This window comes from Pueribacillus theae, assembly GCF_003097615.1.
In the GTDB taxonomy this organism is placed as follows: Bacteria; Bacillota; Bacilli; order Bacillales; family UBA6769; genus Pueribacillus; species Pueribacillus theae.
In genome coordinates this window covers 81,889-103,531 of sequence record NZ_QCZG01000003.1, presented here as the reverse complement: position 1 = coordinate 103,531, position 21,643 = coordinate 81,889, and the positions used below count along the sequence as shown (strand labels likewise).

The 21,643-nt window shown below is 37.5% G+C and carries 20 protein-coding genes and 1 CRISPR repeat array (1 of these 21 cut by a window edge); of the genes, 17 read left to right on the top strand and 3 right to left on the bottom strand.

Features of this window, described 5'->3' with window-relative positions; genetic code table 11:
• A CRISPR array of direct repeats spans positions 1-417; the repeat unit is 30 nt; unit sequence GTTTTCATCTTACCTATGAGGAATTGAAAC (it extends 1,540 nt beyond the left edge of the window).
• Positions 418-494: 77 nt separating this feature from the next.
• Entirely contained in the window at positions 495-1,775 is a 1,281-nt protein-coding gene (locus tag DCC39_RS02845) for an AAA family ATPase (RefSeq protein ID WP_116553368.1), read from the top strand.
• 258 nt (positions 1,776-2,033) lie between these two features.
• Here the strand turns inward: DCC39_RS02845 and DCC39_RS02840 are convergent, their stop codons facing one another.
• Positions 2,034-2,306, bottom strand: coding sequence for a helix-turn-helix domain-containing protein (locus DCC39_RS02840; protein ID WP_116553367.1), 273 nt, complete (start codon positions 2,304-2,306; stop codon positions 2,034-2,036).
• 167 nt (positions 2,307-2,473) lie between these two features.
• On the opposite strand from DCC39_RS02840, the gene sda reads away from it, so the two are divergent.
• Together sda and DCC39_RS02830 are read left to right on the top strand one after the other, a co-directional pair.
• Positions 2,474-2,617: a sporulation histidine kinase inhibitor Sda gene (sda, locus tag DCC39_RS02835; protein ID WP_116553366.1), complete on the top strand. Its 144-nt coding sequence runs from the start codon at positions 2,474-2,476 to the stop codon at positions 2,615-2,617.
• A 157-nt stretch (positions 2,618-2,774) separates the two neighbouring features.
• Positions 2,775-3,194 carry a hypothetical protein gene (locus DCC39_RS02830; protein WP_116553365.1) on the top strand — a complete coding sequence of 140 codons (420 nt, stop codon included), beginning with the start codon at positions 2,775-2,777 and terminating at the stop codon, positions 3,192-3,194.
• A gap of 194 nt (positions 3,195-3,388) precedes the next feature.
• On the opposite strand, the gene DCC39_RS02825 is transcribed toward DCC39_RS02830, so the two are convergent.
• The gene (locus DCC39_RS02825) at positions 3,389-4,222 is read right to left on the bottom strand and encodes an undecaprenyl-diphosphate phosphatase (RefSeq protein ID WP_116553364.1); all 834 of its coding nucleotides are present in this window, start codon (positions 4,220-4,222) and stop codon (positions 3,389-3,391) included.
• A gap of 188 nt (positions 4,223-4,410) precedes the next feature.
• Between DCC39_RS02825 and DCC39_RS02820 the strand changes: the two genes are divergently transcribed.
• The 3 genes from DCC39_RS02820 to hpaB all read left to right on the top strand — a co-directional run bounded on the left by DCC39_RS02820 (position 4,411) and on the right by hpaB (position 7,109).
• The gene (locus DCC39_RS02820) at positions 4,411-5,064 is read left to right on the top strand and encodes a lysozyme family protein (protein WP_240613508.1); all 654 of its coding nucleotides are present in this window, start codon (positions 4,411-4,413) and stop codon (positions 5,062-5,064) included.
• Positions 5,065-5,118: 54 nt separating this feature from the next.
• Positions 5,119-5,574 carry a hypothetical protein gene (locus tag DCC39_RS02815; protein WP_116553363.1) on the top strand — a complete coding sequence of 152 codons (456 nt, stop codon included), beginning with the start codon at positions 5,119-5,121 and terminating at the stop codon, positions 5,572-5,574.
• Between the two features lie 92 nt (positions 5,575-5,666).
• A complete protein-coding gene (gene hpaB, locus DCC39_RS02810) occupies positions 5,667-7,109 on the top strand; it encodes a 4-hydroxyphenylacetate 3-monooxygenase, oxygenase component (protein ID WP_116553362.1) in 1,443 nt (480 codons plus the stop codon).
• Between the two features lie 386 nt (positions 7,110-7,495).
• Here hpaB and yiaA read toward each other — a convergent pair whose 3' ends face one another.
• Positions 7,496-7,966, bottom strand: coding sequence for an inner membrane protein YiaA (gene yiaA, locus DCC39_RS02805; protein ID WP_116553361.1), 471 nt, complete (start codon positions 7,964-7,966; stop codon positions 7,496-7,498).
• A 341-nt stretch (positions 7,967-8,307) separates the two neighbouring features.
• Here yiaA and DCC39_RS02800 point away from each other — a divergent pair, with 341 nt between their 5' ends.
• The 11 genes from DCC39_RS02800 (at position 8,308) to DCC39_RS02745 (ending at position 21,204) form a co-directional block, all read left to right on the top strand.
• Positions 8,308-9,039: a FadR/GntR family transcriptional regulator gene (locus tag DCC39_RS02800; protein WP_116553360.1), complete on the top strand. Its 732-nt coding sequence runs from the start codon at positions 8,308-8,310 to the stop codon at positions 9,037-9,039.
• A gap of 4 nt (positions 9,040-9,043) precedes the next feature.
• On the top strand, positions 9,044-9,787 hold the full coding sequence (locus tag DCC39_RS02795; RefSeq protein ID WP_116553359.1) for a (Fe-S)-binding protein: 744 nt from the start codon (positions 9,044-9,046) through the stop codon (positions 9,785-9,787).
• A complete protein-coding gene (locus DCC39_RS02790; protein WP_116553358.1) occupies positions 9,768-11,216 on the top strand; it encodes a LutB/LldF family L-lactate oxidation iron-sulfur protein in 1,449 nt (482 codons plus the stop codon). Before DCC39_RS02795 ends, DCC39_RS02790 begins: the two co-directional genes overlap by 20 nt.
• Positions 11,194-11,913 carry a LutC/YkgG family protein gene (locus DCC39_RS02785; protein ID WP_116553357.1) on the top strand — a complete coding sequence of 240 codons (720 nt, stop codon included), beginning with the start codon at positions 11,194-11,196 and terminating at the stop codon, positions 11,911-11,913. Before DCC39_RS02790 ends, DCC39_RS02785 begins: the two co-directional genes overlap by 23 nt.
• A 583-nt stretch (positions 11,914-12,496) precedes the next feature.
• The gene (locus DCC39_RS02780) at positions 12,497-13,348 is read left to right on the top strand and encodes a polysaccharide deacetylase family protein (protein WP_116553356.1); all 852 of its coding nucleotides are present in this window, start codon (positions 12,497-12,499) and stop codon (positions 13,346-13,348) included.
• Positions 13,349-13,484: 136 nt separating this feature from the next.
• Positions 13,485-14,360 carry a carbon-nitrogen hydrolase family protein gene (locus DCC39_RS02775; RefSeq protein WP_116553355.1) on the top strand — a complete coding sequence of 292 codons (876 nt, stop codon included), beginning with the start codon at positions 13,485-13,487 and terminating at the stop codon, positions 14,358-14,360.
• Between the two features lie 989 nt (positions 14,361-15,349).
• Positions 15,350-16,375 carry a sugar ABC transporter substrate-binding protein gene (locus DCC39_RS02765; protein WP_165820761.1) on the top strand — a complete coding sequence of 342 codons (1,026 nt, stop codon included), beginning with the start codon at positions 15,350-15,352 and terminating at the stop codon, positions 16,373-16,375.
• Positions 16,376-16,389: 14 nt separating this feature from the next.
• Complete coding sequence (locus DCC39_RS02760) at positions 16,390-17,940, top strand: sugar ABC transporter ATP-binding protein (protein ID WP_116553353.1); 1,551 nt, start codon at positions 16,390-16,392, stop codon at positions 17,938-17,940.
• Complete coding sequence (locus tag DCC39_RS02755) at positions 17,937-18,926, top strand: ABC transporter permease (RefSeq protein WP_205948456.1); 990 nt, start codon at positions 17,937-17,939, stop codon at positions 18,924-18,926. Before DCC39_RS02760 ends, DCC39_RS02755 begins: the two co-directional genes overlap by 4 nt.
• A 269-nt stretch (positions 18,927-19,195) precedes the next feature.
• Positions 19,196-19,948 (top strand): SDR family NAD(P)-dependent oxidoreductase, encoded by a 753-nt coding sequence (locus DCC39_RS02750; RefSeq protein ID WP_116553352.1) that lies wholly within the window; start codon positions 19,196-19,198, stop codon positions 19,946-19,948.
• A gap of 479 nt (positions 19,949-20,427) precedes the next feature.
• Positions 20,428-21,204 (top strand): SDR family NAD(P)-dependent oxidoreductase, encoded by a 777-nt coding sequence (locus tag DCC39_RS02745; RefSeq protein WP_116553351.1) that lies wholly within the window; start codon positions 20,428-20,430, stop codon positions 21,202-21,204.
• Positions 21,205-21,643 lie beyond the last annotated feature (439 nt).

The window sequence follows — 21,643 nt, the reverse complement described above, 5'->3', positions numbered from 1 at the left end:
CCTATGAGGAATTGAAACAAGCGATTGCGGATGTGGACCTTGTTGTTTTTGACGACGTTTCCATCTTACCTATGAGGAATTGAAACCAGCAAGCGCACGGGAATTAAACCGGGTCGTACAAGGTTTCCATCTTACCTATGAGGAATTGAAACATATAACTGAAAATCTCGCTGAAAAAGTCGCCAACTCGTTTTCATCTTACCTATGAGGAATTGAAACGTAGCCGGCCGTTTCAGCGCGGTCTAGCATGTTGAGTTTTCATCTTACCTATGAGGAATTGAAACAACGTTGCCTTTCAGGTATGCTTTGTAAAAAGTCATGTTTACATCTTACCTAAGAGGGATTGAAACCACTAGACACCTAACTCTCGCTCTTGCCTAATCTTCTGTTTCCATCTTACCTATGAGGAATTAAGTCAGAATGTATTTACATAAATGGACATCCATGTTACTTATCATTAATCAATAGTAATATATCACTAAAAGGGGAAAATCATGAACCAAACAGAATCAATCATTCAAATAGACGCTGAAACTAAACATGAAAACACACATTATAACGATTATGCCATCGTCGTCCATGCCATTAAGCAAAGGTTGAAAAGGCACACAAACATATCGTTTCATATGTATAAAGATGATGAAAATGAAGAAGAAATATGGGACGTTGTGGAGGATGATCTAACCAACAATTCGTCTGAGGTGGAGCTCGTTTCACATGTCTATGATTGTATTGAAACGAAATCGATTCACTTAGAAAGGGCAGGAGGACAGCCGAATTTTCTAATCAAAAATTCTTTGTCAAATTCCGTGTATTATTATCCGAAATACAAAGTCGCCTTAGCGAGAATACCAGTTTTTCAAGCGCATTCTGATTATGAAATCGGATATGTATTTGCTGAGAATGATGAGGATTTAAGGCAATTTCTCCATTACGTTTTCAAAAGGCAGAGGGAATATATTCAAAACAATGTAACCGTGTTTACGGATACAGAAGACGGTGTTGAACGAAGTAAAGAACGGATCACGAATCTAGTGACACGAGATGACGTGTTCCTTGAAGAAGATTTAAAATCAGAGATTTACCGTTCAATTGATGAGTTTTTTAACAAAAGTGGGGACTTTTTTAAAAAATACGATATCCCGTACAAGAGGGGAATTTTATTATATGGAAATCCAGGTAATGGGAAAACAACTCTAGTAAAATCGATTGCTGGAAGTATTTCCGCTCCCGTGGCGTACTGGCAAATAACGGAATATACCTCAAGCTATTCAATTAATGAAGTATTTGAAACCGTTTCGAAAATGTCGCCGATGGTGCTTGTTATTGAAGATATCGATTCAATGCCTGAACATGTTCGTTCTGTGTTTTTGAATTCGCTTGATGGAGCAACGTCAAAGGAAGGAACGTTCCTTATCGGAACGACGAATTATCCAGAACGGATTGATCCTGCCCTTATTAATCGTGCAGGACGTTTTGACAGGGCGTATGAAATTAAAAGGCCTGACGATCAACTGCGATTAAAATACTTGCTTAAACGTAAACTTACACAATTTCTTCCGAAGCATGAAGTAGAGAATACTGCAAAAGTAACGGAAGGATTTTCTATGGCACAGTTGAATGAATTGTATACAGCTACCGCATTGCAATGGCATTATGAAAACACAGTAGATATCGTTAAGATCGTGAATGAATTAAAAGCAGACAACAAAAAAAGCAAGTCAAACAATTGGGAAACTGAAGATTTAAAAGAGAAAGTCGGGTTCGGAGTTTAATATCCTCTAATCTATGTGTTTTATCGTGGTGCCACTGTCCGTAAGACCCCCACTTCAAGATTTAGAGATTTCGAAGAACGTCTAAGTGGGGAATACCGCACGCTACCATCTCGATAAATCTCGTTTATCGAGACTACGAACGAAGTGAGTTAGCGAGAATTATACTCTGTGAGTGCTAAAAACAGCAGTGGGTGATGAAGAAAACCTCCACTGTTTGGAAGTCTCGCTTTATAAAAGTCAACGTAGATGAGCTTCATTTCATCTGCGTTGATTTTTGAGATTAGGTTTTATCCCCTGCTGCCACTTCTTTTCCTCGTTACCAGCCTCAACTAGTGTAATAATTTCATTAATATCGTCAATGTCAAGGGCATTCGCGATTTTTTCAATATGATCAAATTGTATGCGAATTCTTTTTCCGTTGGTAAGTTCACTCAGTGTTGCCCTTCGGATTCCTGTTTTGAGATGGAGCTCATTTATTGATAAATTGTATGCAAGTAAAAGTTCGGTAATTCTCAGTTCTATCTTTTTCAATGTCTTTCACACTTTCGATGTTATTCTAGTTGACTTTGTATACAAAGGCACATTATAATAGCTAGGGGTTAGTACGCTTAAGCGTACGAATGAGATAACTTGGATAAATTGTCATACATTGAGAGTTTACACGTTTTGAAGTAATTTGTAAAAAGGGGAGTTTTTGGTTGTTTTCTTTACTGAAGGACAAAGATTTGATTGACAGTTATAGGCAGGCAATCGCTCTAAGTTTGGAAAAGGAGTTTATTCAACTACTAGAGAAAGCGTTACATGAACGGGGACTACATCAAGTGGTTCGTCTAAATAAATAAAGTGAAGAAAACGGTTAGCAGCGAAAGGTTATTTCTGCTAACTATTTTTTTCAATTGGATTGTCTAGGATTTCTATTCTTACATTTGGGGTATATAGAAATAGGAAAATGATCGAGTAGAATTGTTAGCTTTTTAACCAATGAAAAAGGGGTATACAATGAAGCAAATTACGAAGTTATCGGCTATTGGAATAATAGCAGGTATCGTTCTTGCGCTGTTTCTCAAGGTGGTCCAACTACTTACAGGCAGTGAAGCATATATCCTTCTGTTTAATATGGATTATATTCCTGTTTTGAAAGAAATAAATGAAGTGTTTGGAATGGGAATGCTTTTTCATTTTGCCACTTGTATAGGCAGTGTTGTCATTTTATTTTTTATTCTGAAGGGAATTCATCTGGAGCATTGTTTCTTGGCTTACCTAGCTGTATATACAATTGGTGGAGCGATATTGTTCGCGTTGGCAGGTTTAACGGAAACGCCTCCAGCAGTGACAGATCTCGCAGCATGGTGCTTTTGGACAGCGGGCCATGCATTGTTTGGTGCAGTTGTTGGTTTGCTTATAAAATACTGGGCTTGAAGAAAAAAGGAATGGCCGGCAAAAATGGTGGAAGAACAAAGCAACAATTCGAACGTTGCTTTTTCCATTTTATCCCGGTGCCACTGTCCGTAAAGCCCCTCACTTCAAGAATTAGAGGGTTCGAGGAATTCGATGCTTTTTAATGTAAAAGACCCTTTCTTCAATGTTTGAGTGAAGAAAGGGGAAGCGATGGGCTAGATGATATTAAAATAAATCACTGCTAGTACGATAGCAAGGACAATTCGATAAATAGCAAAAGGCAGAAGCTTTATGCGGCCGATAAGCGCAAGAAAAAAGCGAATCGAAAGCCAAGCGAAGATAAACGCGCTTAAAAAGCCGACGGCAAAGAAAGGAATCATATCGGGTGTGAAGACGTCAAGTTTTTTTATAAAAGACAGGCCGCTTGCACCGAGCATAATCGGGACAGCCATAATAAATGTAAAATCTGCGGCGGCTCTATGCTTCAGTCCAAGAAGAACTCCGCCTGAAATCGTCGATCCTGAACGGGAAAAGCCAGGCCAAAGCGCAAGGCATTGAAAAAGCCCGATGAGGAAGGCTTGCTTATATGTAATGTCATCGATAGAATCATCTTCAATATGCTTCCTCGCTTTTTTATCCGCAAAAATCATGAGAAATGCACCAGCAACAAGACCGATTAAAACGGTTTCAACGGAAAATAAATAGGTATCAATGACGTCTTCAAATAGAAACCCTAGTATAATAGCCGGGATTAAGCCCGTAATAACGTGGGTTAATTTAAGGCGGTTTGTCCCCGGTTCGCTTTTCTCTCCAAGTCCTATTAATTGTAGAAGCCTAGGCCAGAAAACAATAACAACTGCAAGAATCGACCCAAGTTGAATAACAACTTTAAATGTGTTTGCGATTTCCTGGGAACCGAGCAGCTCCTGTGATTTCAATAGCATATCGTCAACAATAATTAAGTGCCCCGTCGAAGATACCGGAACAAATTCTGTCAAACCTTCTACAAGGCCAAGCAGCATCGCGACAAACAATTCCCAAATATTCATCTCATGTTTTCCTCGCTTTCAATTGTTCGGAAAGTTGATTATAACTGAAAACCTCACATTTTGACAGTTCCATAATAAAAAAACATATGAAAAGCCTGTTTAAAATATGCGACATAAAAATGATATAAACATCTTAACAAAAATGATAGAATGATAGATATAGTTTTTTGGATGTAGGAGAGGTAATCGTGAAGAAGCGTAAGAAAAAGATGTGGGCAATAAAGTTTTTCTCTGTCATTGGGCTTGCTTTGCTTGTTTTGATGAAAATTGCAAATGACGATCAGTTATTAGAGAAAAAAGAGAAAGTATTATTGCTTACGGATCCTTATAGTAAAGTGAATGAATATAAACCAATGATACGAAAAGAGCTGGAAAAATACGACATCGACAAACATACGGATGTCCTTCTCGCTTTGATGCAGCAAGAAAGCAAAGGGCTGGGCGGGGATCCGATGCAGGCTTCGGAGTCTGCCGGGCTGCCGCCGAACACCATTGATGATCCCGAAGAAAGTGTGCGGCAAGGAGTAAAGCATTTTAAGAATGTGCTACAATATGGAGAAAATAAAAACGTTGATTTTTCTACGGTCATCCAGTCGTACAATATGGGAAAAGGCTATATTGATTTCGTTCATGAGCACGGCGGGAAACATAGCGAAGATCTGGCAAAAAAGTTTTCCTTGATTCAAGTGAAAAAAGATCCGGACGTCTATGATTGCGGCGGCAATAAAGACAATTTTCGCTACCCTTATTGCTATGGAGATTTTACTTATCATACGAAAGTAGCGAATAATTTAAAACATTTTGCTTCTGCAGAGCAAGAAGAGGTTTCTGTGGCGGAATGATTTTTTTGGCATGTAGTCGACAGGAATTGGAGTTGTAAAAGGAGGTATTTTTCTTTGGAATGGACACCAGAACGGGCTTATGCGATTTTACAGGAGATATATACGGATAAATTAATGCAAGATGAGAAGCGGCGTGTTTTTCAAAAAGTGAGGAACCAGTTAAAGCAGTTTTTAAAATACTTGGCCATTGATGATGCGTTGCTTCCCTATGAAGCGCGTATGAAGCTTTTTAAAGATTTTGCTTTTATGCCGGGTGATACGATTTTTTGGTCGATGCAATACTTGTTCAATATGGCAAGAGGAGAAAGGGAAGCCGACTGGAATGAAACAGAAATGCACTTGAATCGCATTTATCAAGCGTTATTTACACCTGCGGGCTTGAAAAAGCCGGTCATTCCTGATTCATTTTGGAATACGCCACTCGGAATCGCCTGCAAAATTGCTGAGAAAGGGATCGAATCGGTTTACCCCATTTTAGAAGAGATTGAGGCGGAAAGGCAGGACGACTAGTCTGAAAAAATTTTACGCTAAGGTTTAGCCAGATTTTTCCAAAAGCGCATAAAATATATTGCTTTCCATATTGACATGCGGGAGGGAAAATCTTGGGAGCGATTACTGGTGATGAATATGTAGAACGGATCGATCGCCAAAAGTCGGAAGTGTGGATTGACGGGAAAAAAGTTGAAGGCAGGATATCTGAACATCCCGCTTTCAAAGGAATTATCAAAACGCAAGCATCACTCTATGATCTCCAACATGATCAACATAAAAAGGACATATTGACCTATGTGTCGCCATTGACCGGGGATAGAGTTGGGACATCTTATCTTCATCCAAAAACGAAGGAAGATCTTGAAAAAAGGCGACTAGCCAGTACTGAATGGGCTGAAGCATCGTTCGGATTGTTGGGCAGGTCTCCGGATTATATGAATACCGCTTTAATGACGTTTGCGGCTGCTTCAGAATTGTTTTGCGAGCAAGAGAAGAAGTGTGGAGACAATCTGCTGAAATTTTATGAGTATTGCCGGGAGCAAGACATATCATTGACGCATACTTTTGTACAGCCGCAAGTGAATCGATCGGAAATTTATTTTGAAGATACCGAAGAGCCTATTGCGGCAAGGATCGTTTCGAAAAACGGGGATGGCATCGTCATTAAAGGAGCCCGCCTTTTGGCAACGCAAGGCGGGATAACCGACGAAATCCTCGTTTTTCCATCTGGCTCTTTTTTTAAAGGATTAGGGAAGGACGATCCGAACGCGTATGCTTTTTCGATACCAAGCAATCAAAAAGGGCTGAAATTTGTTTCGAGGCAGCCTTTGAATTACAAGGAGTCTCGATTTGATTCGCCGCTCGGCAGCCGATTTGAGGAAAATGATGCGATTGTTATTTTCGATAATGTTGTTGTGCCTTGGGATCGTGTGTTTTTATACGGAAATTGCGATGTGGCAGCGAAATTGTATCAGGAGACAACTTTCCATCATCATGCCATTCACCAAACCATATCAAGGCAAATTGTAAAGACGAAATTTATGTTGGGTGTTATGCAGCTTCTTGCGGAAACGATTAACATCCATGAATACCTTCATATTAAAGAGAAGATATCTGAATTAATTGTTGCCCTGGAAACGATGAAAGGATTTTTGTTTTCCGCTGAAAAACAGGCAAAATTGGATAAGTGGGGGACGATGACGCCTGATATGAACGCACTCTCTGCAGCGATTCATTACTACCCTCGGGTATATCCAAGGTTTTTGGAGATTTTGCAGCAGCTTGGGGCAAGCGGGCTCGTCTCATTGCCGACTGAAGCTGACTTCCGTTCAGAGCTGGGAGAGGATTTGGAAAAATATTTGCAATCCGCGACAACCGGAGGATATGAACGGGTCAAATTGTTCAGGCTTGCTTGGGATTTATGCATGAGTGCTTTTGGTTCTAGGCAATTGCAATACGAACGGTATTTTTTCGGTGATCCTGTACGATTGACGGCAAGGCTGTATGACAGCTATCCGAAGGAAAATTTTGTGCAGTGGGTAAAACTTCGTTGAGTGAATATTAGATGTTGACACGCTAAATAACATTTTAAAATGCTTGGATTTTAGACTCCAAGCGTTTTTTCTATATCTATATTTCTTTGCTCAACTAACGTCTCATTCAAAGAACCATTAAAATTTGGGCATTTTAATGAGAACATAATCAACCCATTTAAATGGTTTGATTACAACAAAAGATGGAGTGCTAAATTTTTGAAATTTAGCACTCCATTTGTGTGTTATATTTGTTTTTCTGCCTTACATCAAACGGAAGTCTTACCACCGCCGTATTCAACGCAGATCACTCCGCATTGCAAAAATTTGGCAAACAAAGATTGTTCAAGCATCGCTCTCCGATTATTGAACTGCTTTTTTTGAAGAAAAGCATCCCATAGGCAAATTCAGTCTCTTTCTCTTGCCCTCTGTGTATCTCTAATATTCTTCTGAATTGTAATTGCTGCAAACAAACTTAGAGCAAATGCCATGGCATAAAATCCCTTTTCGCTTAAAATAATACTTTCGGCATTGTATAACCCGATGCCCATCAATGAAATAGATACAATAAGGGCAATCCAGCTAATCCCATAATAAATAGAAGTAACTGGTATTCCTTCATCTTTATCTCTTACTGCTTTTTGCAAAGAAACGGCTGAATAAAGTCCAAATATTAAAATTGCAAAGTAATACCCTTTTTCGTTCAGTTGCATTGTTGCGTTAAACAAGCCTATGAGATAGGCAGCTACACCTATCAACAGCGCTACCCAGGAAGCCCCTTTAAAAGCTGGGGTCGGTTCCCCCTCTTTTCTTTCTGTTTTTATTTTTGGAACCTCTTCTTTTCCTTTATCTAATAAAATCTCATTTTCATTAGACATTGAACGTTTCACCTCTAACCTTTTCTTAATAAAAATTGAACATTGCTGGTACAGTGCAATGCTCTTGCATATATCCATTATATAGAAATTTCGTGAAAAGAGTAGCTAATTTTATTTAGCAACTTACTTAATTCTCGATTATTGTGAATTATAGATTGACGGAATGTTTTTGTAAAATTATACTTACAGTAACATCTGGTCATCAGATCACCTAATCATTTCATAAAGACGAGCGAGTCCATTTTATCTGGAGAGGACCTTATTTCCGAACGGAAAACCCGCTTCTCGGAAGGTAAATCGTACCCGCGAGTAAAATTTTAATAGACAATGGAGTGACTGATTTGTTTGAAGTTGAACAAGTACAATCACGGAAAATGTATGAGGACGTCGTTGAACAATTGAAAAAAAATATTTTGGAAGGGAATTTAAAGCCCGGCGACAAATTGCCTTCCGTCCGTGCTTTGTCAACTTCGTTTCGAGTAGGGCAGTCGACGATTCGCGAAGCCCTTAGCGTACTTAAAACAATTGGCCTTATCGAGACAAGGCAAGGGGAAGGAACGTTCATCCGGCACTATGATTCTACGATTCTGAACCAATCAATCTCTGATACTCTTTTTGTAACGAAAGAAGAGATTATTGATTTGCTTGACGTGAGGAAAACGTTGGAAAGAGGTACGGTGTCGCTTGCTGCAGAACGAAGGACAGCAGATGATTTAAGGAAAATCGAATCCATCATTAATGAAATGGAAAAGGAGTTAACCTCCGATCATTTTGGTGAAGAAGCGGACTGGGCGTTTCACTTTGCGATAGCGGAAGCAAGCCGGAATCGGATTATGATTTCTTTAATGGAAGAGCTGTCAATAAAAGTTAAACAAGCCTTGAAAGCGAGTCGATTTCGTATGTATGCCACTCCTGGCATGCCAGAAAAATTGCTGCAAGAGCACCGGGGGATTTTTGAAGCGATTCGTGAGCAAAACGGAACACTGGCAGAGGAACGGATGCTTGCCCATTTAATAGGCGTTCAAAAACAAATCATTACGATTGACGAAGACAAACACGAGAATGGGGTGTAATTCTATGAAAGTATCCTTATTTGTAACTTGCCTCAGCGACATTTTTTATCCGGAAGCTGGGAAGCATACAGTGGAACTTTTAGAAAAACTTGGTTGCGAGGTAGACTTTCCTGAACAACAAACATGTTGCGGCCAGCCTGCGTTCAACAGTGGCTATCATAAAGAAGCAAAGGCTGCTGCCAAGCATTTGATCGAAGCGTTCGAAAATGCTGATTATGTTGTTACACCATCCGGTTCCTGCGCCGGGATGGTGCATGAATATAAAAAACTATTAAGAGACGAACCCGATTGGCGGGAAAAAGCTGAACGTCTAATCGCCAAAACGTACGAGCTCACCCAATTTATCGTTAACGTATTGAAAGTGGAAGATGTCCATGCTGTATTGCCGGCGAAAGCGACATACCATACATCATGCCATATGACGAGATTATTAAAAGTAGGAGATGCACCGTTCCGCCTATTAAACAATGTGAAAGGGCTGGAATTGAAGCCGCTCCCACACAATTATGACTGTTGCGGATTCGGTGGGACTTTCGCTGTGAAGATGACACCCATTTCGGAAGAGATGGTGGATGCGAAAGTGAAGCATATTGAAGAAACAGGGGCAGAAGTTTTAATTGGCGCCGATTGTGGCTGTTTGATGAACATTGGAGGTCGGCTTACACGCAAAGGATCGCCAATCCGTGTCAAGCATATTGCCGAAGTCTTGAATAGTGGGGTGAAAAAACATGCCGATGAAAATCTCTGATGCTCCTTTTTTTGATCGTGTGGAAAAAGGCTTAAATGACCAATTTATGCGCAATGCTGTTCTGTCTGCCCAGGACAGGCTTCGCGGCAGAAAACTGCTAGCCGCAGAAGAACTCGGAAATTGGGAAGACTGGCGGGCGCTCGGCGAAGAAATCCGCTCTCATACCCTCGCAAATCTCGACTATTATTTACAACAATTAAGCGAGAATGTCGCTAAACTCGGCGGCCATGTCTTTTTTGCAGAAACAGCAGAAGAAGCAAGCGGCTACGTAAAAAGAGTCGTCCAGGAAAAAAATGCAAAGAAAATTGTAAAATCAAAATCAATGGTAACAGAAGAGATAAACTTAAACGCTGTTCTTGAAGAAATCGGGTGCGATGTCGTTGAAACCGACTTAGGCGAATATATTTTACAAATTGACGACCACGATCCCCCTTCACACATCGTTGCGCCAGCGCTCCATAAAAATAAAGAACAAATCCGCGACACATTTAGAGAGAAAAAAGGCTACACAAAAACAGAGAAGCCGGAAGAATTGACGATGTTCGCAAGGGAATTGCTTCGCAAAGAGTTTCTTTCCGCTGATTTGGGAATTACAGGCTGTAACTTTGCGGTAGCGGAATCCGGTTCGATTGCGCTTGTCACGAATGAAGGAAATGCAAGGCTCGTAACGACGATTCCTAAGACACAGATTACAGTGATGGGCATGGAGCGAATTGTTCCGACATGGGAAGACCTCGATATCATGGTGAGCCTCCTTTGCCGGAGCGCTGTTGGACAAAAGCTGACCTCTTATATTACAGGCTTAACAGGGCCAAGAGACGAAGGTGCTGTTGACGGTCCGGAAGAATTTCATCTCGTCATTGTAGACAATAAACGTTCGGAAGCATTGGGAACGGCTTTTCAATCCGCTCTCCATTGCATCCGCTGTGCCGCATGCATCAATGTTTGCCCAGTATACAGCCATGTCGGCGGCCACTCATACGGCTCGATTTATCCAGGCCCGATCGGTGCAGTATTAAGCCCAATTCTTGGCGGCTACGAAGATTATAAAGAGTTGCCATATGCGTCAAGCTTATGTGCGGCATGTACAGAAGCGTGCCCTGTTAAAATTCCGCTTCATGAACTGCTGATTGAACATCGCCGGCAAATTGTCGAAGAAGAAGGTCTAGCACCTAAATCAGAGAAACTGGCGATGAAAACTTTTAAACTCGGCGTTAGTTCACCAAGCCTTTATAAAATGGGAACGAAAGCAGCGCCGCTTATGCTTAAACCGTTCACCGATAATCAAATAATTGAAAAAGGGCCGGGCCCGTTGAAAGATTGGACAGAGTCACGTAATTTCCCTGCACCGAAGAAAGAGCGCTTCAGAGATTGGTTTGATCGCCGCACGAAAGGAGAAGGAGACAATGCAAAAAGGGACAATTCATAACCGAGAAGCTTTTTTAAACCGAATATCTTCCAAGCTTAACCGTCCGCAGCCAAATGCTGTAACAAGGCCTGCATGGTCTCGCTCTCCGCAATTTGAAGTTTTAAAAGATAAAACACAGGATGAACTCGTCGATGTATTAGTGGAACAAAGTAAATTGATTCATACTGATGTTGTCAAAACAACAAATGCAGAACTCGCTGCATCGCTTGAAAAAGTGATTCTTGATCAATCAGCTAAGCGAATCATCACATCAAATGAGCCGAGGTACGAAGAATTTAACTTGCGGTCCCTCTTCGATGAAAAATTGCCAAACGGCGGCTGTGATGTTCATATTTGGAATCCTGAACATGACCGGGAAAACATTGCCATTGCGGAAAAAGCGGACATTGGAATTACATTTAGTGACATCACCCTCGCTGAATCGGGAACCGTCGTCCTCTTTAGCAATAAATACAAAGGAAGATCAGTTAGTCTTCTTCCAACAGCCTATATTGCCATTATTCCGAAAAGCACCATCGTGCCAAGAATGACACAAGCAACGGCAGAAATCCATAAACGGGTCGAACTAGGCGAAATCACTCCATCCTGTATTAACTTTATCTCAGGGCCAAGCAACAGTGCCGATATTGAAATGAATCTTGTCGTTGGGGTTCATGGGCCGGTGAGGGCGACGTATATTGTAGTACTTGATAAGTAGTCAGGGTCTATTAAATTGAAGAGTTGAAAAAACTCAGGAAAAAATATTAAAAAAATGTTGCTAATTTAAATAAATAACTATATAATGAAGTTGTTCAGAAATTTTAAAAATGATGATTGATTAAGATTTAATTATTAAGTTAGAGTAAATATAATTTATTTTTAAGTGAATATAATAAGGCAATGGCGCCTCAAAACTCAGTTCAATACTGTTTTTGAGGTGTTTTTTGTTCCTATGAAGGATTGAAGGAGGTGGTTTATGCTAAAGTCCTTTTATGCAACAAGTCGTTTCCGAGGATTAAATAATCTGAAACATAAAACCAAAGGGTTTGATGTGGTAAGTTAGATGCCATATTCTAAGAATTTGATGAGGAACCTTAATGAGCATGTACCATGAAGGGTAATTTAGTTAATTTATGATAGATCAGCGAGGGGGTATAACGAAAGGAAAATTAATGTATTCATTAAAATTATAAATTGAAAGGAGTAGTGAAAATACTACTATAATTTACTAAATAAATAAGAATTGAAGATAATTGATTGTTATAAAAATTATTTTAAACAATTTATATGGAGGTATTAATATGCAGATTTCAGGTAAAGTAAAATTACCAGAAGGAAAACGTGTAGCAGTTAATATTGGATGTGACTTTGATGCAGCCTCTGTTTGGATGGGGACATTTAAAAAATTCTCACCGGCTTATATGGCTCGTGGTGAATTTGGTGCGGAGGTAGGTACACCGAGATTACTTAAATTATTTGAAAAATATAATATTAAGGCAAGTTGGTGTATCCCTGGTCATACTGTTGATACTCATACTGATATTTGTAAAGAGATTGTGAAACTTGGACATGAAGTTTGTCACCATGGTTATGCTCATGAAGATCCAACAAATTTAAGTTATGAAGAAGAAGAGAAAATTATGAAAATGGGGCTTGAGGCTCTTGAAAAAATTGATGTGAAACCTAGAGGTTATCGCTCACCAGCATGGGATTATAGTCCAAATACATTAAGTATATTAGAAAAGTATGGATTCAGTTTTGACAGTAGTTTAATGGGAAATGATTTATATCCATATCGACCTCGTCCAGTAGAAGTAAACGTTGATAAAGGAAATGTTTTTGGTTCTCCAAGTAGTATTGTGGAAATTCCGGTTTCTTGGTTTTTAGATGATTTCCCTACACAAGAATATGTAATAGGTGGTGGAGAGGGTATGAGATCCACCCAAGAAGTATTTGAAAGATGGAAATCAATCTTTGACTACGCATGTGACAGTGAAGAAGGAGCATGCTTTGTATTGACAACACATCCTCAAACGATTGGTCGTGCACATACTATACAAATGCTAGAGCAATTAATTCAATATATGGAATCACGTGATGCTTGGTTTGCCACTCTTGGTGATATTTTTGATTCGTATGTTGAAAATAAATAAAGAGAAAAAAGATTTTACTTAATCATATAGAAAAACGAATAAGAATTAATAATTTAAACTAGTTTTGTATCAAATAATTATTTGATTATTTAATATAGTTGTTTCAAATTTAATATTTTACAAAGGAGATGATGTAATGAAGAATGTATCGATATCGGCTTGTCAATTTCGTGTTGAGCGCATAAATAGTTTTAATGATTTTAAAGAACAGGTAAACAAATTAATGAAAGATGTACCTAAAGATACTGATTATGTCATTTTCCCTGAACTTTTTACAATTGGCTTATTAACTACTTTTCCAGATTCGGAAAAGTTTGATGTGACTGAAATGACAAGACTTGATGATTTTACACAAGATTATAAAGACTTTTTTTGTAAATTAGCAACAGATCGGTCACAAGTAATTATTGCAGGTTCTCACCTCGAAAGACGAGGTAATGACTATTTTAATATCGCCTATATTTTTCAGCCTGATGGAACATATGTTGAACATAAAAAAACACATATTTTTCCTGCCGAAGCAGACTGGTGGACAAAAGAGGGAAGTGAGTTACAAGTTTATGAAATTGGACCTGCCAAGATTGGAATCGCTATATGTTATGAAGCGGAGATTCCCGAGGTATCTCATATTTTAAGTGAAAAAGGTGCAGAGATTATTTTCTGTCCATCCTATACATTTACTGAACATGGGTTTTGGAGGGTTCGCCATTGTGCTCAATCTCGTGCTATTGAAAATCAAGTTTATTTTGTACATTGTCCAACAGTTGGAGAACCAGGATCTCCAATTAACAAAGGATATGGGAGAGCTTCAATATTAAGTCCGTGTGATACAGCTTGGCCGCCAAATGGTGTAGTTGCTGAAGCAGAAACCAATAAAAATATGGTTATTACTGGGGTAGTAGATATTGAAGAACTTTATAAAAATCGTGAAAATGGTGCAGCGACAACCTTTAAAGATAGGAAACGTAGAAAAAAAATGTATTCAAAATATGCGCCTTATAATTTTTATTAATTGACATAAAGAAGTTAATGAAAAAGTCTCTAAATTATGCTGTCTAGGGTTTGGGTGGTGTAAAAACTAGAGACGAGCCATAGTCCAAAATTTCTTCAAATGGACAAAGGGGTTCAAAAAGAAGATATAGTAAAACGGCTATTGATTTTGTTAGCGATTACATTATTGGCATTACTTGCCATAAACAAATATGGAAGTAAATATGTAATAAATATAGGTCTCAAGTTTTGTCACCGCCGTCGGTGTATTTTAATAGATTTGACAATATACGCCGTGTAGACGGGGGTGACAAGTTAAAAGTTTAAAAAATGAGATTTTAGAAAATTTTGATAATATGTGACAGGAGGATTAAGTGTGATTTAAAATTTTTAGAAACAGTCAGCAAAATAAGATGACAACAAAGAAGACTCAAATATAGTTTTTTGAAAATTATTTTTAATTAAAAACCAGTTTTCTGTCTCCATAATTTGAATATTTTACGTGATTTTAAACACAGGAATCTAGTATTCCTCGGAAATTTCATATTAACATCCCTACTTTAACAGAGCGATTGTCTCAGCTCATTCAACCCTTTTGTATATATGAAAAGTGATGGCGTTTGTATGAAGTAATTCCCTTGTTACTAGAAGCAATATAAGCAACAGTAATGGTTTTGTGGATGCTGATTCCACAATGAAAAGGATATACAATTTTTAAAGCTATAGGAAAATTTTCTCTCTGGAATTATAGCGATAGACTGTATTGACTGATTTCCAAGCAATAAACCAGTCATGTTTATACAAGATAAGTCTGTGTCTTCTTAGTTACACTTATTTGTGCTTGGTAAGGCAATCAAAACATATAACAATACGGTCACTCTACAACCAGGATGCCCACTCGTCCCAGGTGATTTAACTGCTATCCCTATGGCTATAGATTAATAAAAATAAGCTTGAGGCAAACTTATTTCATTTTCTTTTGTACCTTGAGCGAAAGGAATGGGTATAACTATGAAATTAAAAAATATACTTTTATTTTTGTTATTAGCTCTTATTCTTACAGCATGCGGTTCCACTTCCTCAAATGGAAAGGAAACTGGTAAAGAACCGGAATCAAAAACAGAAACAAATACTCCCAAAAAAATTGCATTTTTCTCAGCGGGAGCATCAAATAATTATTTACAAACAGGAATCGAACACGCAAAAAAAACTGCAAAAGATTTAGGAATGGAGATTGATATATTTGATGGGCGTTTTGATCCATTAGCCCAGTTAAATCAAGTTCAAAATGCATTAGCGGCAAAAAAATATGATGGTTTTGTGATAGAAGCTGTTGATGGAAATCAATTGTGTAAAATTGCCACGGAAGAGGCACCTGCACAAGGTATAGCAGTTTCAGCCATCAATATAGAACTATGTGGAGAAACAGATAATGCGGCAGAAGGTACATTAACCTTTGTAGGAGGACAAGGAATTAATGTTTATCAGGATATCTTGAAGAAAATTTTTAGTGATAACCCTGAGGGCGGAAAAATTGCAGCTATAGGTGGGCCTGCAACAGGAACCCCCTATTTAAATTTTAAAGCAGCACTGGAAATTGAAATGCCTAAAAATCCAAATTGGGAATTAATAGGTCTGCATTCTACAGATTATACTGCAAATCAAGCGTTTCAAGTTGCTCAAAATATTCTTCAAGCCAACCCAGATTTAGATGTTATTTTTTCGAATTATTCGGGTATGACTTCTGGAGTAGTTGAGGCAAAAGCAGCTGCAAGACAAGATGATGTAAAAATATACGATTTTGGCGGTGACACATGGGCATTTGAATCTGTAGAAAACGGTGATATTGAACAGACAACTATTATGTTGCCTAAAGAAGAAATAGAATATGGTATCAAGGTTTTGAATGACTATTTTAACGGTAAGGAAGTACCTAATTTTATCGATTTAACAAAGGAAGAAATTTTACCAGGAACCCCACATGTTACGTTGGATAATATAGAAGAATTCCGGGCTAATGGGTTACCTGAATATTAAGGTGGGGAGTTTCAATGAATGGAGCCATATTAGAAAAAAATAATACTTCTAAAGACATTGCCATTAATATTTCTGGATTGACAAAAAAATATGGGAATTTTTACGCTGTTTCAAACGTAGATATTACAATTTCTAAAGGAGAGATTCATTCACTAGTTGGTCAAAATGGAGCAGGTAAATCTACATTATTGGGGATTTTATCTGGTAGGGTGACCCCTTCTAGTGGGTGTATAAAGATTTTTGGCGAGGAATTGAATTATGGAGACCCCAGATCTTCTAGAAGATTGGGGATTGCAACAATTTATCAAGAGTTAACAATTATTCCTAATTTAACAGCAGTAGATAATGTATTCTTAGGTCAAAATATTAGTCGAAATGGCTTTTTATCTAAAAGAAAGATGCAGCAACGTTTTAATGAACTGAGTGAGTTGTTGGGGGTAAATATCCCCCCCTCAGCATTATCAAGTAGATTATCTATTGCTGACCAGCAAATGCTAGAGATTATGAGGGGAATTCAGCTTGATGCAAATATATTAATACTTGACGAACCAACCGCCTCACTTGCACCAGCTGAACGTGAGTCTTTATTAAAAACGATAAAATCTCTACGTGAAAAAGGCATAACTATTATATATGTTAGTCACCACTTAGATGAGGTATTAGAAATTAGTGATAGTGTAACAATTCTAAGAAATGGAGAAAAGATCAAAACCGAACGCGGACATTTTTGGACGAAGGATAAACTAGTTGCTGAAATGTTGGGTAAAGAAATAGGAAATGATTTAATCCAAGTTATCTCTGAACCCTTTGATAACCAGAATCTTTTTGGTAAAGAGGTTTTACGTACAAGAAACGTGGTGGTACCAGGTGCAGTTAAAGATATAAGTTTTTCAATTAGATCTGGAGAAATTATTGGTATTGGTGGTCTGGTAGGTTCTGGAAGAAGTACTTTTGTACGAGCATTAGCCGGACTTGAACCAACTTCAACAGGTGAACTTTGGATAGATAGTAAAAAAGTTAAGTGGCCTAGTTCTCCAAGGTATTCAATGAATCTTGGAATCGCCCTAGCTCCAGAAGATCGAAAACATCAGGGACTGGTATTGGACTTATCATGTCAAGATAATATTAACATGGTTGATTTCAAAAGAGTGAGAAGATGGGGATTATATCATACAAATTCAGCTAAAAATATAGCAACAGTATTTAGCAAGAAATTTGGTTTAAATAGGCCAATTCAAACGTTATGTCGAAACCTTTCAGGTGGCAATCAACAAAAGGTCTTATTATCAAAAGTTTGTAATTTAAATCCAAGAGTACTAATTGTCGATGAACCTACCCGTGGAATAGATATCGGGGTAAAAATTGAAGTGCTTAAAATTCTTAAACAATTAGCTAGTGAGGGAATGAGTATCATTGTAATTTCATCAGAGTTAGAAGAAGTAGTAGCTGTTAGTGATAGGGTGCTAGTTTTTTCCAAAGGTAGATTAGTAAAAGAATTAAATGAAAAACATGAAATTAATGTAGGTAATATTCTACGTGCTAATTTTTTAGGAGGGACAACATGAGTGATTTACAAACAAAATTAGATTATAGGATTGAGTCAACTAATAGATTCAAAGATCTTAATTATCTACTTTTTAGATACGGTGTTGTTATCGCTTTTGCATTTTTAATTATCCTATCATCTATCCTTTATCCCGGATTCATTAGAACAGATAATATTCTAAACATGTTTAGCCAATTGTCAATTATTGGAATCATGAGTATTGGAATGACGTTTGTCCTGATTACCGGAGGGCTAGACATGTCGGTTGGAGGAATTTATGCAGCAAGTGCAGTTCTTGTTGCAAGTATTGCAGATGGAACTCCTTTGATAATAGCAGCTTTAATTACAATAGTTTTTGGATTTACTGCTGGTTTATTAAATGGAGTAATAATTACTAAATTAAGTGTCCCTCCATTTGTGGCTACTCTGGGTACAGGTTCAATTTTTACTGGTTTTGCTCTTGTCTACTCAAATGCTCAACCTTTCTTTGTTAAGAAAGAGTCATTTGGATGGCTTGGATCTGGAGCTATAGGGAGTATACCTGTATCTGTTATCTTGTTATTTGTAGCCTATATTATTACGGGTGTCCTATTGGCATTTACAACATATGGACGTTCATTATACGCTATTGGGGGTAATCAAGAAGCAAGTAGACTATCGGGTCTCAGAGTTAATTGGCTTACATCAAGCGCATATGGGTTATGTGGATTATGTGCTTCCGTTAGTGGGTTAGTAATTGCTTCGAGACTTGGACAAGGTCAGGCCAACATTGGTGATCTTATCGTCCTTGATGTTATAGCAGCAGTTGTTATTGGGGGGACTTCTCTCAGTGGTGGACAGGGAGCAATTTGGCGAACTGTAATAGGTGGGAGTATTTTGATCATGATTTCCAATGTGTTTGATAGTCTCTCACTTAGTCCTTATTGGCAATCTATTTTTAAAGGAATCATTATCATAGGTGCTGTTATGTTTGACTATTATGCTCGTTCTAAAATAAACAAATAATTTTTAATAATATATTTTACTTTTAATTTTTCCTCTTACTAGACAGACCCATTCAATAGAAAATTGAATTCAACGGTATGTTATGGGAAATAAAAATATTCAAAAACAACAGATCATTCCTTATTTTAAGAGATATTGTTTAAGGTCTGGTAAAAGAAATAGAAACTTAAACATTAATCTTTGTTGAGGAATAGAGAAAAGTTTGTTTGAAGGTATTATAATTTAAAAGTATAATTTAAAAGTATTTAAAGATGGGAGAAGTGATTAATGTGAAACGTTTAGAGGGAAAAGTAGCAATTATTACAGGAGCTGCAAATGGGCAAGGAGTCGCGGAAGCAAAATTGTTTGCAAGTGAAGGGGCAAAAGTTATCGTGACAGATATTGATGAAGTAGGAGTAAAAAAGACGGCGATAGAAATTAGCAATCTCGGAGGTTCTGCCTTTCCTCTCCAACATGATGTTTCGTTAGAGGAAGACTGGAAGATAGTTGTAAAAACTTCAATTGAACAGTTTGGTCGAGTCGATATTCTTATAAATAATGCTGGTATTCCGTCTCGTAAAAATGTTGAAGAAGAGACTGTTGAGGAGTGGGATAAAGTTCAAGCGGTTAATTCGCGAAGTGTATTTTTAGGTATGAAATATACTGTTCCCGAGATACGAAAAGTAGGTGGTGGTTCAATAATAAATGTTTCATCCGTTTACGGTATTATCGGGGTTAAGGGTTACGCGGCTTACCATGCTTCAAAAGGGGCTATTCGTGTATTAACCAAGACAGCAGCAATGGATTTTGCTAAAGATCTCATTCGGGTAAATTCGATCCATCCAGGGATTATAGAAACAGCTATGACAGAAGATTTATATGCCGATGAAGAAACATTGAATTGGTTAAAAGATGTTACACCATGGCCCAGATTAGGAAAACCAGAAGATGTAGCATATGGGGCGCTATTTTTAGCTTCCGATGAATCTACTTTTATAACAGGTTCGGAACTAGTTATTGATGGTGGGTGGATTGCTCACTAGAAGTTGTGCTACTAAGAAACTAGGAAGAAATAAATTTAATCTTTTCGGTAATATTTCATGGATTTGCAACTACATCGACTACTATTTTCTTTAACGACCACCTGCTAAAGCAGGTGGATTTGGAGATAAATATTGACTAATAAAGTCATCTCAAAGTTCAAAAACTCAGTTTTCAATCTTGAATATATCGCTCTTTTTAATGGGTTGGATAGCTATATAATTTCTAATTGGTTCTCCAATCACTGTTGTTACAGTTTGTACAAAAATATTTTCCTGTGCATATATGTTGACCTAGTTCTATTTAAGTCAGGGAAATTTAATCCAGTAAAATCTTAGGTTCCTTTTTTTAAGTACAACATATTTTTACTGGGTACAACTTGAAGAACAAGAGTAATAAAAGGACAGAGGAGTAAGTCAGAAATTTGGATTGTAATCAACATCAAATGACGAAGAGTCTAAAGTAAACTTGGAGGTATTCTATGAAACTTAAGAATAAGGTTGCTCTTATTACTGGAAATGGGAATGGAATTGGAAAAACTACAGCTTTATTGTTATCTAAAGAAGGAGCAAGTATTGTAGGAACGGATATCAATGAAAAAAGTGGTAAACAAACTGTAAATGAAATAAACAATCAAGGTGGAGATGCAATTTTTATTCAACATGATGTGAGCAATGATGACAACTGGAAAAGTGTAATAAATAAAGCCCTATCCACTTTTGGAACAATTGATATACTTTTTAATAATGCTGGATTGTTTATTATAAAGCCTCTACTTGAAACCACAATTGAAGAATGGAACCATTTAATGAACGTAAATGTAACTGGTACCTTCTTAGGAATGAAGCATGTTATTCCAATAATGATAGAGAATAAGGGAGGGGTTGTTATTAACGCTTCTTCAAATGCTGGTCTTTTTGGGGCAACGGGTCTAACATTATATGGAGCCAGTAAAGGTGCAGTACGAATTATGACTAAAGATGCAGCCATGGAATTTGCACCTTACAATATTCGTGTTAACTCTATTCATCCTGGTTATATTAAAACACAGATGATTGAATACGCTGCAAAAGTAGCAAATAAGGAGCCTGAAGATCAAGCTAATTTTGTTCCACTAAAACGATTAGGAAACACATTAGAAGTTGCAAACATGGTGCTTTATTTAGTATCAGATGAGGCATCCTATATAACAGGTTCAGAATTTGTACTAGATGGTGGGGTCTCAGCTGGGCAATCAGTATGGGAACAAGAAGAATAGTGATTTTCTTAAGAAAATCACTATTCTACCTTATACCTCGGTCAAGATAAAGATTCACCATTATGAAGAAGAACCACACCAATTCGCTTTTAGGAGAAAAGAAAAAACTTGTTAATTATCTTTGTTAATTTGGTACCTTTTGTTTTTTGAAATTGTCAAAGTAAAAATCTAAGGAGGCAAGAGAATCTGATTCATAAATTTGATGTATTGTGGCAGGATTATAACTGAAAAATGAAAACGAGGAGCTTTTTTGTTAGTTATGTTTGGACATTTAAACACAAAGGAAAGAAAACCCTATGAAAAACAAATTGTCCAAAGAAGTTAGATAGCTTTAGTCATAATAAAAAATGATTTATTTAAAATATAAACGCTTTAAATGATTAGATAAAAAATGTATTTCTAAAAAATAATATAAATACTCAAAATTATACCTATCGTA

Bases quoted from the DNA above. Each gene is read 5' to 3' on its own strand.
- yiaA (WP_116553361.1), bottom strand. From the start codon at position 7,966: ATGTCTAATGAAAATGAGATTTTATTAGATAAAGGAAAAGAAGAGGTT.
- DCC39_RS02845 (WP_116553368.1), top strand. From the start codon at position 495: ATGAACCAAACAGAATCAATCATTCAAATAGACGCTGAAACTAAACAT.
- DCC39_RS02825 (WP_116553364.1), bottom strand. From the start codon at position 4,222: ATGAATATTTGGGAATTGTTTGTCGCGATGCTGCTTGGCCTTGTAGAA.
- DCC39_RS02795 (WP_116553359.1), top strand. From the start codon at position 9,044: ATGAAAGTATCCTTATTTGTAACTTGCCTCAGCGACATTTTTTATCCG.
- DCC39_RS02790 (WP_116553358.1), top strand. From the start codon at position 9,768: ATGCCGATGAAAATCTCTGATGCTCCTTTTTTTGATCGTGTGGAAAAA.
- DCC39_RS02785 (WP_116553357.1), top strand. From the start codon at position 11,194: ATGCAAAAAGGGACAATTCATAACCGAGAAGCTTTTTTAAACCGAATA.
- DCC39_RS02760 (WP_116553353.1), top strand. From the start codon at position 16,390: ATGAATGGAGCCATATTAGAAAAAAATAATACTTCTAAAGACATTGCC.
- DCC39_RS02745 (WP_116553351.1), top strand. From the start codon at position 20,428: ATGAAACTTAAGAATAAGGTTGCTCTTATTACTGGAAATGGGAATGGA.
- DCC39_RS02830 (WP_116553365.1), top strand. From the start codon at position 2,775: ATGAAGCAAATTACGAAGTTATCGGCTATTGGAATAATAGCAGGTATC.
- DCC39_RS02765 (WP_165820761.1), top strand. From the start codon at position 15,350: ATGAAATTAAAAAATATACTTTTATTTTTGTTATTAGCTCTTATTCTT.
- DCC39_RS02755 (WP_205948456.1), top strand. From the start codon at position 17,937: ATGAGTGATTTACAAACAAAATTAGATTATAGGATTGAGTCAACTAAT.
- DCC39_RS02775 (WP_116553355.1), top strand. From the start codon at position 13,485: ATGAAGAATGTATCGATATCGGCTTGTCAATTTCGTGTTGAGCGCATA.
- DCC39_RS02780 (WP_116553356.1), top strand. From the start codon at position 12,497: ATGCAGATTTCAGGTAAAGTAAAATTACCAGAAGGAAAACGTGTAGCA.